This window comes from Mycolicibacter engbaekii (assembly GCF_002101585.1).
Lineage (GTDB): Bacteria > Actinomycetota > Actinomycetes > Mycobacteriales > Mycobacteriaceae > Mycobacterium > Mycobacterium engbaekii.
In genome coordinates this window covers 41,906-53,457 of the sequence record NZ_LQOT01000041.1, presented here as the reverse complement: position 1 = coordinate 53,457, position 11,552 = coordinate 41,906, and the positions used below count along the sequence as shown (strand labels likewise).

The 11,552-nt window shown below is 68.1% G+C and carries 11 protein-coding genes, 1 tRNA gene and 1 pseudogene; 7 read left to right on the top strand and 6 right to left on the bottom strand.

Features of this window, described 5'->3' with window-relative positions; all coding sequences use genetic code 11:
* Positions 1-300: 300 nt before the first annotated feature.
* Together AWC02_RS12205 and AWC02_RS12200 are read left to right on the top strand one after the other, a co-directional pair.
* Entirely contained in the window at positions 301-600 is a 300-nt protein-coding gene (locus AWC02_RS12205; protein ID WP_085129023.1) for a PE family protein, read from the top strand.
* Between the two features lie 19 nt (positions 601-619).
* A pseudogene (locus AWC02_RS12200) lies at positions 620-1,291 on the top strand (PPE family protein); the annotation flags it as partial.
* Here AWC02_RS12200 and AWC02_RS23030 read toward each other — a convergent pair.
* Positions 1,280-2,032, bottom strand: a complete 753-nt coding sequence (locus AWC02_RS23030) for a YveK family protein (RefSeq protein WP_419179250.1) — start codon at positions 2,030-2,032, stop codon at positions 1,280-1,282. The pseudogene AWC02_RS12200 and the gene AWC02_RS23030 overlap by 12 nt on opposite strands.
* On the opposite strand from AWC02_RS23030, the gene AWC02_RS21965 reads away from it, so the two are divergent.
* Together AWC02_RS21965 and AWC02_RS12190 are read left to right on the top strand one after the other, a co-directional pair.
* Positions 1,913-2,197 carry a hypothetical protein gene (locus AWC02_RS21965; protein WP_165757897.1) on the top strand — a complete coding sequence of 95 codons (285 nt, stop codon included), beginning with the start codon at positions 1,913-1,915 and terminating at the stop codon, positions 2,195-2,197. The two genes, AWC02_RS23030 and AWC02_RS21965, sit on opposite strands and share 120 nt — an antisense overlap.
* A 30-nt stretch (positions 2,198-2,227) precedes the next feature.
* Entirely contained in the window at positions 2,228-2,851 is a 624-nt protein-coding gene (locus tag AWC02_RS12190; protein WP_085129021.1) for a YveK family protein, read from the top strand.
* Here the strand turns inward: AWC02_RS12190 and AWC02_RS21960 are convergent.
* On the bottom strand, positions 2,832-2,990 hold the full coding sequence (locus AWC02_RS21960; RefSeq protein WP_165757901.1) for a hypothetical protein: 159 nt from the start codon (positions 2,988-2,990) through the stop codon (positions 2,832-2,834). The genes AWC02_RS12190 and AWC02_RS21960 overlap by 20 nt on opposite strands.
* Here AWC02_RS21960 and AWC02_RS12185 point away from each other — a divergent pair.
* Positions 2,989-3,900, top strand: coding sequence for a beta-galactosidase (locus AWC02_RS12185; RefSeq protein WP_237160453.1), 912 nt, complete (start codon positions 2,989-2,991; stop codon positions 3,898-3,900). The genes AWC02_RS21960 and AWC02_RS12185 overlap by 2 nt on opposite strands.
* A 48-nt stretch (positions 3,901-3,948) precedes the next feature.
* Here the strand turns inward: AWC02_RS12185 and AWC02_RS12180 are convergent, their stop codons facing one another.
* The 4 genes from AWC02_RS12180 to AWC02_RS12165 all read right to left on the bottom strand — a co-directional run bounded on the left by AWC02_RS12180 (position 3,949) and on the right by AWC02_RS12165 (position 7,156).
* Entirely contained in the window at positions 3,949-4,692 is a 744-nt protein-coding gene (locus AWC02_RS12180) for an SGNH/GDSL hydrolase family protein (RefSeq protein ID WP_085129019.1), read from the bottom strand.
* On the bottom strand, positions 4,689-5,879 hold the full coding sequence (locus tag AWC02_RS12175; RefSeq protein WP_133055636.1) for a lipopolysaccharide biosynthesis protein: 1,191 nt from the start codon (positions 5,877-5,879) through the stop codon (positions 4,689-4,691). Before AWC02_RS12175 ends, AWC02_RS12180 begins: the two co-directional genes overlap by 4 nt.
* 69 nt (positions 5,880-5,948) lie before the next feature.
* The gene (locus tag AWC02_RS12170; protein ID WP_085129017.1) at positions 5,949-6,797 is read right to left on the bottom strand and encodes a glycosyltransferase; all 849 of its coding nucleotides are present in this window, start codon (positions 6,795-6,797) and stop codon (positions 5,949-5,951) included.
* Positions 6,798-7,084: 287 nt separating this feature from the next.
* Positions 7,085-7,156 (bottom strand) — tRNA-Gln (locus AWC02_RS12165).
* A gap of 88 nt (positions 7,157-7,244) precedes the next feature.
* On the opposite strand from AWC02_RS12165, the gene AWC02_RS12160 reads away from it, so the two are divergent.
* Together AWC02_RS12160 and mfd are read left to right on the top strand one after the other, a co-directional pair.
* Positions 7,245-7,847 (top strand): TetR/AcrR family transcriptional regulator, encoded by a 603-nt coding sequence (locus AWC02_RS12160; protein ID WP_085129016.1) that lies wholly within the window; start codon positions 7,245-7,247, stop codon positions 7,845-7,847.
* Positions 7,848-7,906: 59 nt separating this feature from the next.
* Positions 7,907-11,551 carry a transcription-repair coupling factor gene (mfd, locus tag AWC02_RS12155; protein WP_085129015.1) on the top strand — a complete coding sequence of 1,215 codons (3,645 nt, stop codon included), beginning with the start codon at positions 7,907-7,909 and terminating at the stop codon, positions 11,549-11,551.
* The last annotated feature ends 1 nt before the right edge of the window (position 11,552 follow it).

Sequence of the window (11,552 nt, the reverse complement as noted above, 5' to 3'; positions counted from 1 at the left end):
AGTACCGCTACGGACCTATTTAGGGTAACCGAGTACTCTAGCGCCCCGGCGCGGCCGGGTCTAAAAATTAGCCATGGCAAGTCCGCTGGATTGACGGATCCGGCGACGTTGCGGGGAAACGTCCCCCGCTTGCCTGGGCCGCTGCAGATGCTCGAGGCGGTCCGTTTGGGCCCCGTTTGCGTTCCCGCCCGCTCATTGAACGGGCTTATCGAGACTTTTGTCCTGCGTAACTCTGTCCTGCGTAATCCGAAGGCGCGCAAGGCATGACCCTTGCGCACTGCTGTAAGGGGGAGAGCACACATGTCGTATGTGACCACACACCCTGAGGTGCTGGCCGAGGTGGCCGGCAGCTTGCAGAAGGTCGGCTCGGTGATGACGGCCGAGAATGCGGCCGCTGCGGCCCCCACCACCGGAGTGCTGCCCGCGGCCGCCGACGAGGTGTCGGCCCTGACCGCGGCCCAGTTCGCCGCACACGGCCAGATGTACCAGGCCATCAGTGCCCAGGCTGCAGCGATCCACGAAATGATGGTGAACACCCTAGGTATGAGCGCCAATTCGTACGCCCTCACCGAGGCGGCCAACGCGGCCGCGTCGGGCTAGGTATCGCAGAGGCCCGGCCATGGACTACGGGGCGCTCCCCCCAGAGGTCAACTCCGGACGAATGTATGCGGGGCCGGGGACGGGTTCGATGCTGGCCGCCGCGTCGGCTTGGGATGGTCTGGCAGCCGAATTGGAGTCCGCAGGTTCGACTTACCGATCGATGATCTCGGGGTTGATCGACGGGCAGTGGCTGGGGCCGTCATCGATGGCCATGGCGGCTGCCACCACACCGTATGTGGAATGGATGACCACCACCGCCTTGCAGGCCGAAGAGGCGGCGTTTCAGGCGAAGGCGGCTGCAGCCGCGCACGCGGCGGCCTTCGCGATGACGGTGCCGCCTCCAGTGGTCGCGGCGAACCGGGCTCTGCTGATGTTGTTGGTCGCCACCAATTTCTTCGGGCAGAACACCCCGGCGATCGCCGCCAATGAAGCGGAATACGTCGAAATGTGGGCCCAGGACGCGACGGCGATGTACGGCTACGCCGAAAGCTCCGCCGCCGCTTCGAGGTTGACACCCTTCGCGCCGCCGCCCTCGCCCGCCAACCCGGGCGGGCCGGCACTGCAAAGCGCCTCGGTGGCCCAGGCCGCCGGCACCTCTGCCGGTACCGCACAGCAGACGTTGTCGCAGATGATCTCCACCACGCTGCAAAGCCTCGCGTCCCCCGCGACGTCGACTTCGTCACCCTCTGGTTCGGGGCTCCTGGGCCCGCTGGTGAATGCGTTGGATACGGGCGGGACACCTGTCCCGACTCCCACCCCCACCCCGACCCCGACCGTGACATCGCCGTTCGGCACCATCGACGCCGGAAGCATCGTGAGCACGTTGTTCTCCCAGTATGCTTACCTGCCAGGCTTTTTCGGCATCTTTATGGCGTCCCACCGGCACGTCGCCGATGGTGCGCAGATCAGGCAGGTAGCCCAGTTTGGGGTTGCGGCGTGCGCGGTAGCAGCTCGCCACCAGCGCCACCAACGCCAGCGCCAGTGCCGCATCGACGATGTTCTTGGCTGTTCGCGGACGTGAGCGGTAGGGCGGGACGGCGGCGGGGTCGACGATTCGGACGTGAACGGCCCCTTGCTTCTCCAATTCCGACGCAGCGGTGACGAATTCCTGTGCGACGGTGACGACGTACTTGGTGGCCAGTTCACCGGTGGGCGCTGTGGCAGTGATATCGATGAGCGCCGTGTCCCGCGGCGACGTGATCGTCAGGTTGTTCCGAAGATCTTCGGCGGTGGTGGGCAGGCCGTAAACGACGACAGCTCGCTGTAGCAGCGCCGGACTGGTCAGCAGGGTCAGAAAGTCACGCGCCCGCCGTTGCGAAAGAAAGAGCGCGGCAAGGTCGGCGAACGGTCTCTGGTCGGGATCGGCGACAACGATGACGCGGGCGGTTGTGGTGTAGATGGGCTGCTGCCGCAGCGAATACGCCAGCCCCATCAGGGCACCGAGAAGGAGAGCGACGACGACTGCGCGGCGGCTGTCCAGCAGGACTCGGCCGAAGACGCTGAGCTGCACCCCCCACCTGCCTTCGACGAATTCAGTGGCGTTGGGACCATGCCATTGTGCGCCGCCAAAGCTTTCTGTGAACAGAAAACCGACTGATCGGCTCTGTGTTGGGTACCATTAGGGGCTGTGCGCAGGCGTTATGTGGTCTGGCTGACTGCGGCAACGATTGTCGGGGCTTTCGTTGGCGCCCTGTGGAGCTGGGCGGGGGCCAACGAATACCGCGCGAGCACCCGGCTGTTCGTCACCACCAACGCCGTCGACGTCAGTGACGTGTACCAGGCGACGCTGGCCGGCCAGCAGCGTGTGCTGACCTACAAGGTGCTGGCGTCGGACCTCAAGGTGCTCTCCAATGCGGTTCGCCGGGCCGGGACGAACAGCAGTCCCCTCGATTTGGCGCAGCGTCTGCATGTCGACGTGCCGCCGGCCACCATCATTTTGGACATCGGCGTCGATGACACCAATTCCGAAACGGCGGCCAGCCTCGCTAACGCGGTGGCCGACGAACTGATCGCCACGATCAACGAGCTGGAGCGCCCCTTGGGCGGTGGCCCACCGCCGGTCGGCGCGACAGTGGTGCAGCGTGCGGCGCCGTCTGCTGCCACACTGCAGTCGACGCTCAACCCGGTGCTGGTCGCCGCGGGCGCGTTCGCCGGGCTGATCGTGGGGCTCGTCGTGGCGGTGGCCGTCAAACGCCGTCTGCTACCGGATCTCCGTGCCGCACGTGGAGAATTCAGCCAGGCGCAGAGCTGATGAACGCCAGGCGCCGGCTGCTCATCGCCGTCGCCGTGGTGGTCGTCTTGAACTTGACGCTGTTCACCTCGACGTTGCCGCGTTGCCAGCAGGTGCGCGCGGCCGCGCCGCCTTTCGGGGTGGCCAGCGTGGCCACCATGTGGAGCGACTCTCCGCAAGGCTACGCAGACGAGGCGCGTTCCATCCGCGATGCCGGCGCGGGATGGATCCGAATCATCGTGCAGTGGCACAAGATCGAACCCTCGAGTGGCGCCTATGACTGGTCGACCGGCGACAACGCGGTGCAGGCCGCCAGCGCGGCCGGCCTCAGCATTCTGATGTGCATATCGGGTCCGGCGCCGGTATGGGCACAGGCTCCCGGCGCCGACCCCAACGCGGTCGGCAGCCCGCCGGCAGACCCGGTTGCGTTCGGGCAGATCACCCGCGCCATCGCTGACCGCTACAAGAGTGCGGTGGGAGCCTGGGAGATCTGGAACGAGCCCAACGCGCCGGAGTTCTTCACGCCCGTGGACGTCGGCCGCTACGCGGCCCTGCTGCGGGAGGCCTACGTGAACATCCATGCCGCCGCGCCGCAGGCGATCGTGATGTCTGGGGGTTTGTCGTCGTCGAACAGCGGCATCGACTCGGTGGACTTCATCCAGCAGCTCTACGCCAATGGGGCGGGTGATGCACTGGATGCGATTGCTCTGCACCCCTATACCTATCCGTATTCGATCACCGAGGATCCGCTGGGTCGCGGCGCTGCCGTGGCGCAGGTGCGTCAGCTGATGGCCGCGCGCGGCGATGGCCGGAAGAAGATCTGGATCACCGAGTATGGCCAAGCCACCGGCACCTCGCCGTTTGCTGTTCCTGGTGAACGCCAGGCCGAGATCCTGGTGGCTTTCTTGCAATGGGCAAGCTCGCTGGGCTACCTGGGGCCGCCCTTTCTGTTCACCAGTCGCGACCTGAGCCCGGATACATCTAACGCGGACTTCAATTTCGGGCTCTACGGGGTCGACTACGCGCCCAAGCCCGCCGTCGAGGCTATCAAGACATTGGCCCGGTCCTGACCCGGCGAGCCGACGCCGGCTGCCGGATGTGCTGGATTGGGGCGCCCCCTAGCGGGACCGCCCCGGCGCCGGATGTTGTTGACGCAGCGCGAGGATCACGGGCTGGGCAAGGCGATCGGCGACCACCTGCTGGCCGGCGTGGCTGGGTTGCAGACGATCCGGCGACACGAGCTCGCCGTTCCCGGCGAACCAGTCTTCGGCTATCGGGTCGATGAACGGCGCGCCGGCTTCGGCGGCGGCGTCACGCATGGTGTTGCGGGCGGCAAGGATCGCGTCGTCAGGGGGCTCGCGCCGATACCAGCTGGGCCCGACTATCAGCATGCCCGCCCGGGGCGCAGTGGACTTGACGTGGTCGAGGGTGGCGACGGCGGCATCATGGAGGGCGGGCAGCGAGTTGACGTCGTTGGCCCCGCCCGCCAGCAGCACCAGATTGGTGTCGCGATTGACGCCCCGCGTCACCTGCTCGCCGAACGTGGGGGAGCTCGGGACGGTGACGGTGTAGCCCGCACCGCCACGGCTGAAGTTGCGGAAATACACATCGATTCCGGCCTGCCCGGCCAGTCGTTGCAGGCTGGTGGGCCAGTTCTTGCTGCCGAAGCCGCCGGCCATGATGCCGGTCGCGAACTCGTCGCCGATCACCACGGCCTGCAACGCTCCAGCCGGGGCGCGGGATGGCGTTTCGGTGCCCGGCGACAGCTCCCCGGTCGATGGCTTCGGCGGCGGGGGATGGCCGGCGCACGCGGCGACCAGCACAGCGAGCGCGAGCAACAGCGCCCCCACCGAGCGCATCATGGCACCACATTAGCAGCGCGAAGACGCCGTACCGCCAGCATCAATCCGGGCAGCACGATCAGTTCACCCAGCAGTTGCACCAGGGCCAGCGACGCGATCGGTCCGCGTGCCGCCAAGATCGCCAACAGGACCAAAGCCACGCTGTTTCCCCCCGCGATGCAGGCGGTCGCCTTGTTGGGATAGCCCGCCGCCACCAGCATTGCCGCGAACGACTGCGAGTAGGCGGAAAGCCCGGCGGCGGCGACCATTCCGGCCACCAAGGGAAGTGCCGCAGCGTAGGGCGGTCCGGCGATGCGCGTCACGAGGATGCCGGCCGGCCACGCGCACAGCAGGGCGAGGCCCATGTAGGACAGGCACACTCGGGAGAACTGCTGGTACAGATCCCAGGCATGTCCGGTGTGCAGCCGGCGCGCCAGTTCCGGAATGACCACGGTCGCCATCGAGGCCGGCAGCAGCAGGACTGGGCCGACCACTTTGGTGGCCACCCCGTACAGGCCGGCAACAGCAGTGCTGGCCAGGGCGGCCACGACCGGTACCTGCAGCTGAAACAGCACGTTGGACAGCGAAAGGCCCCACCACCCCATCGCGCCGCGGGTGGCTCCGATCAGGTCGCCCCGGGTACCGGCGACCGAGGTCATCGGCGTGACCGCCGCAACTATCAGGGGGATCGCGAACGCGACCGCGAGCAACGAATAATTCGCCGGCCGGCCCATCACGAGGTGGGCCACCACGGCGGCGCACGGGACGATGCGCTGGGTGGCCACCAGCCAGCTCGAGAACCGATGGCTGCCGATGCCGGCGAAGTGGTTCTGGGCGTAGGTCTGCAGCGTGTCGCCGGCACCCCAGACGATGCCGGCAGCCACCGTGGCGGGCAGACGCAGCAGCGCCGCGCCGGACAGCAGCACCGTGACGAGCGCGAGGTTGCTGCCGAGGTGCATGAGGTAGAGCGCACGGATCAGGCTGAGTGGCTTCCGGCCGGAGTGCTGCTGCATCGGTGGGAGTTCGGCCGCCACCCGCAGCACCCGCGCCGGTGCGCCGAAGCCGAACACGATCCCGGCCACCGTGGTCACCGCCCCGGCCGCAATGAATTCGCCGTATGAGCGGACCGGCGAAACGCGCGCGAGCAGCAGCAGCGTCAAACCCAGTCCCACCGAGCTCACGATGCGCGAGGAAAAGCGCCACGCCACGCTCCGCGCCGTGTGCGGAGGCTGATGGTTGACCTGCCCGGTGTCCATCCGCGAACGAAGGATGCCCGACTAATGCAGCCGAGCCGACAGCCACCGCCGCAGAGCCCGGTAGGTCGGGGTGAGTCGCAGTTTGAACACCGGTATCTGGGCCAGGTGAAAAGCGGCGCCCCCCACCCCGTACAGCTTCTCCACCGGGGTCCGCGAGTAACGCATTCGGACGTCGTAGGACTCCTTGACGAACGTCGGCCACATCTTGGCGGCTTTGGTTGCGTCGTGGAAACGCAGCGCCCCGATCCCCACCGGCACGTAGGCCTGGCGCAAACCCGTCTGCGCGATACGTACCTGCAGGTCGTAGTCCATGGAGCAGTGCAGCCCCTCGGCGAAGCCGCCCAGTTCGCGCAGCGTGGTGTCGCGCATCACGATCGACCCGGAGAACGCCGTGGGGCCTTGGAGCAGCAGTTTCTTCAGCTCCATCTGGCGCCCGGGGAACAAGTCCACCGAGGTGCCGTCCTCACGGATCATGCGGCTGTCCCCGTAGAAGATGTCGGCGTCGGGGTGCTCGGCGATGGCCTTGCGCAGCCCGTCGAGCGCATCAGGCAGCAGCACGTCGTCGGAGTTCAGCCAGATCGTCCACGACGGTTTTGCGCGGGCCAGCGCGCGGTTGAGGGCGTCGGACTGTCCGCGGTCGGGTTCGATCACCGGCTTGACTCGCTGATCGGCGCGCGCCAGGGCCGCTATGACGTCCTGCGTGCCGTCCGTGGATCCAGCGTCCTGGATCAGCAGTTCGTCGTCGGGGCCCATCTGGTCCAGCGCGCTGCGAAATGCAGTCTCGGCGAAACGCCCGGGATTATACGACGGTACGAGGATGCTGAAAACCGGTGTGGACCCGGGTTTGTCACCGCGAGGCTGGGTGCTCACCCTTCGGTTCCTCTCATCGTGTGCGATGAACCGCTTTGCCGTGGCGACGATCGCTCAACTGAGGCGAAAAAGCACTCGGGTATCGCGAACCGTCGAATCCAAATCGCTGCGCGAACAGCCGAAACGCACAGTCGTACGCTATCAGTTGTCGGCTCCGGGCGCCGCAGTTCTTTGCCGCCCTGACCTGCTCGGTCACAGCTGGGCCCGCGCCGGGCGGGGGACCGGCGGCGGCGTGACCGCACCGGGTCGGCATCGCATTTCTCGGCCGGCGGCAGATGTGTGTGAAGCTCCGTCGCCAGGACTCGAACCTGAACTATCTGAACCAAAATCAGAGGTGCTGCCGATTACACCACGACGGATCGGTGCTCGCCCAGTGACTCTAGTGCAAGGGACTACCCTGGTCGCGTGGCTGGTCTGGATAAGGACGGCCGGGCGCCGCGAGCCCGGATGACAGGTAGCGAGCGTCGCCATCAACTGATCGACGTGGCCCGCTCGCTGTTCGCCGAGCGCGGGTTTGACGGCACGTCCATCGAGGAGATCGCGCAGCGCGCCAACGTGTCCAAACCCGTGGTCTATGAGCACTTCGGGGGCAAAGAAGGGCTCTATGCGGTGGTGGTCGACCGTGAGATGTCGGCATTGCTGGACGGCATCACCACCTCGCTGACCAAGGCGACCAACAATCAGTCCAGGCTGCGGGTGGAGCGCGTCGCGCTGGCATTGCTGACCTACGTCGACGAGCACACCGACGGATTCCGCATCCTGATCCGGGACTCACCGGCGTCGATCAGTTCCGGTACCTACTCCACCCTGCTCAACGACGCGATCGGCCAGGTGTCGTCGATTCTGGCCGGCGACTTCGCCCGGCGCGGCCTGGACCCGGAGACCGCGCCGCTGTACGCCCAGGCGCTGGTCGGTTCGGTGTCGATGACGGCCCAGTGGTGGCTCGACGTGCGTGAGCCCAAGAAAGAAGTGGTGGCCGCGCACCTGGTCAACCTGTGCTGGAACGGGTTGACCCACCTGGAGCCCGATCCCACCCTGCACGACGAATAGAGCATGTACCGCAACACAAGTCGGCGGCCTGCGCCGCACCGCCTAGAATTGCCCGCATCATGACCGCACCGGGGCACCAGAGTGTCCACACCCCGATCGCGGGGATAGTAGACCTGGCGTTGAGCGCGCCGACCTTCACCGAACTCATGGAGTCCGTGGGCGAACCGCCCGCTGAGCTCGCACTGGTCGGGCCGGTCGGTGCGCGGCCGTTCGCGGCTGCCGCCCTGGCGCGCGACCGCGCCCTGCTGGTGGTCACCGCCACCGGCCATGAGGCCGACGACCTGACCGCCGAGCTGCGCGGCGTCTACGGCGACGCGGTGGCGCTCTTCCCGTCCTGGGAGACGCTGCCGCACGAGCGGCTCTCGCCGGGCGTGGACACCGTCGGCGCCCGCCTGCTGCTGCTGCGCCGGCTGGCCCGGCCCGACGACACGCGGCTCGGTCCGCCGCTACGGGTGGTGGTGACCACCGCGCGATCGCTGCTTCAGCCGCTGACCGGCCAATTGAGCGATATCGAGCCGGTGCTGTTGTCGCTCGGCGACGAGGTCGCCTTCGAGTCGGTGATCGCGCGGCTGGTGGAGCTGGCCTATACCCGGGTTGACCTGGTCGGCAAGCGGGGCGAGTTCGCCGTCCGCGGCGGCATCCTCGACCTGTTCCCGCCGACCGCCGAACACCCCGTGCGGATCGAGTTCTGGGGCGACGAGATCACCGAGATCCGGCCGTTCGCGGTGGCCGATCAGCGCTCCATCCCCGAGATCGAGGTGGGCACCGTGGTGGCGGTGCCCTGCCGGGAGCTGCTGCTCACCGATGACGTTCGGGCCCGCGCGGCCGAGCTGGCGCGCGATCAGCCGCACACCGACAACGCCGTGAGCGGCACTGTCGGCGACATGCTGGCCAAGCTCGCCGAGGGCATCCCGGTCGACGGCATGGAGGCCCTGGCTGCCGTGCTGCGGCCCGGCCCGCAGACCCTGCTGACCGATCAGCTGGGTCCCGGTACGCCGGTGCTGGTCTGCGATCCGGAGAAGGTGCGCGCGCGTGCCGCGGATCTGATCAAGACCGGCCGGGAGTTCCTGGAAGCCTCCTGGTCGGTCGCCGCGATCGGCGGCGAGGCGCCGATCGACATCGAGCAGCTCGGCGGGACGGGCTTCCGGGACTTCGCGCAGGTCCGCCAGGCCGCACTCGACGGCGGACACCCGTGGTGGACGCTGAGCCAGCTGCCCAACCCGGACGCGACGGAGCTCGACGTGCGTCCGGCGCCGTCGGCCCGCGGCCGGCAACGCGACATCGATGAGATCTTCGCGATGCTGCGGGCGCACATCGCCACCGGGGGACGCGCGGCGCTGGTCGCCCCCGGGATCGGGACTGCCCGCCGGATGGTGGAGCAGCTGGCCGAATCCGACATCGCGGCGACCCTGCTTCAGGCCGGTGCGGCACCGCAGCCCGGGGCGGTCGGGGTGCTGCAGGGCCCGCTGCACGAGGGACTGATCGTCCCCGGCGCCAACCTGGTGGTGGTGACCGAAGCCGACCTGACCGGCAACCGGGTGAGCGGCCCCGAAGGCAAGCGGTTGGCGGCCAAGCGCCGCAACGCCGTCGATCCGCTGGCCCTGACCGCCGGGGACCTGGTGGTGCACGACCAGCACGGCATCGGCAAATTCGTCGAGATGACCGAGCGCACCGTCGGCGGGGCGCGGCGCGAGTACCTGGTGCTGGAATACGCGTCGGGTAAGCGGGGCGCCAACGGTACCGACAAGCTCTACGTGCCGATGGACTCGCTGGACCAGCTGTCGCGCTACGTCGGCGGAACGGCCCCCGCGCTGAGCAGACTCGGCGGCAGCGACTGGACCCAGACCAAGACCAAGGCCCGCAAGGCGGTGCGTGAGATCGCCGACGAACTCGTCGCGCTCTACGCCAAACGCCAGGCCGCACCCGGTCACGCGTTCGCCCCGGACAGCCCGTGGCAAGCCGAGATGGAAGACGCCTTCGGGTTCACCGAGACCATGGACCAGCTCACCGCGATCCGCGAGGTCAAGGCCGACATGGAAAAGCCGGTGCCGATGGACCGGGTGATCTGCGGCGACGTCGGCTACGGCAAGACTGAGATCGCGGTGCGTGCGGCGTTCAAGGCCGTCCAGGACGGCAAGCAGGTCGCGGTGCTGGTGCCCACCACGTTGCTGGCCGATCAGCACCTGCAGACGTTCAGCACCCGGATGGCCGGGTTCCCGGTGACCGTCAAGGGGCTGTCGCGGTTCACCGACGCCCGCGAATCCAAGGCGACCATCGACGGCCTGGCCGACGGCTCGGTCGATGTGGTGATCGGAACGCACCGGCTGCTGCAGACCGGGGTGCGCTGGAAGGACCTCGGCCTGGTGATCGTCGATGAGGAACAGCGGTTCGGCGTCGAGCACAAGGAGCACATCAAGGCGCTGCGCACCCATGTCGACGTGCTCACCATGAGCGCGACACCCATCCCGCGCACCCTGGAGATGAGCCTGGCCGGCATCCGGGAGATGTCGACCATCCTCACCCCGCCCGAAGACCGCTATCCCGTGCTGACCTACGTCGGCCCGCACGACGAGAAGCAGGTCGCGGCTGCGCTGCGCCGGGAACTGCTGCGCGATGGTCAGGTCTTCTACGTGCACAACCGGGTCAGTTCCATCGACGCGGCCGCCGCCCGGGTGCGCGCGCTGGTGCCCGAGGCCCGGGTTGTGGTCGCGCACGGTCAGATGCCCGAGGAGATGCTGGAGACCACGGTGCAGGGTTTCTGGCACCGCGAGTACGACATCCTGGTGTGCACCACGATCATCGAAACCGGCCTGGACATCTCCAACGCCAACACCCTGATCGTCGAGCGGGCCGACACCTTCGGGCTCTCGCAGCTGCATCAGCTGCGGGGCCGGGTCGGACGCAGCCGCGAACGCGGCTACGCCTACTTCCTCTACCCGCGCGAGACCCCGCTGACCGAGACCGCCCACGACCGGCTGGCCACCATCGCCCAGAACAACGAACTGGGTGCCGGCATGGCGGTGGCGATGAAGGACTTGGAGATCCGCGGTGCCGGCAACGTGCTGGGGGTGGAGCAGTCCGGGCACGTCGCCGGGGTGGGCTTCGACCTGTACGTGCGGCTGGTCGGCGAGGCCGTCGAAGCGTATCGGGCCGCCTTCAACGGCGAGACCGTCACCACCGAAGAGGTCAAGGACGTCCGGATCGACCTGCCGGTCGACGCGCACCTGCCGCCGGAGTACATCAACTCCGACCGGCTGCGGCTCGAGGCGTACCGCCGCTTGGCCGCCGCCCACGACGACGACGAGATCGCGGCGGTGGTCGAGGAACTCACCGACCGCTACGGGCCGCTTCCCGAACCCGCCGGCCGGCTGGTCGCGGTGGCCCGGCTGCGGCTGCTGTGCCGCGCGACCGGGATCACCGAAGTCTCGGCGGCCTCGGCGACCACGCTGCGGATCTCACCGCTGACCCTGCCGGATTCGGCCCAGCTGCGGCTCAAACGGATGCACCCCTCGGCCAGCTACCGCGCCACCACCGCCACCGTGCAGGTGCCGATACCGCGAGCCGGCGGAGCCGGCGCGCCCGTCGGGGCGCCCCGCATCCGCGACGTCGAACTCGTCCAGATGGTCGCCGACCTGATTTCGGCGCTCGACGGCAAGCCACAGGGCGTGCTCGACGTCACCGGCGCGGTGCCCGCAGTACGGTAAC

What these genes read in the sequence shown, in the direction of transcription:
- AWC02_RS12205 (WP_085129023.1), top strand. Translation starts at nt 301, where the DNA reads ATGTCGTATGTGACCACACACCCTGAGGTGCTGGCCGAGGTGGCCGGC.
- AWC02_RS23030 (WP_419179250.1), bottom strand. Translation starts at nt 2,032, where the DNA reads ATGGGGCTGGCGTATTCGCTGCGGCAGCAGCCCATCTACACCACAACC.
- AWC02_RS12185 (WP_237160453.1), top strand. Translation starts at nt 2,989, where the DNA reads ATGTGGAGCGACTCTCCGCAAGGCTACGCAGACGAGGCGCGTTCCATC.
- AWC02_RS21960 (WP_165757901.1), bottom strand. Translation starts at nt 2,990, where the DNA reads ATGGTGGCCACGCTGGCCACCCCGAAAGGCGGCGCGGCCGCGCGCACC.
- AWC02_RS12180 (WP_085129019.1), bottom strand. Translation starts at nt 4,692, where the DNA reads ATGATGCGCTCGGTGGGGGCGCTGTTGCTCGCGCTCGCTGTGCTGGTC.
- AWC02_RS12160 (WP_085129016.1), top strand. Translation starts at nt 7,245, where the DNA reads ATGACAGGTAGCGAGCGTCGCCATCAACTGATCGACGTGGCCCGCTCG.
- mfd (WP_085129015.1), top strand. Translation starts at nt 7,907, where the DNA reads ATGACCGCACCGGGGCACCAGAGTGTCCACACCCCGATCGCGGGGATA.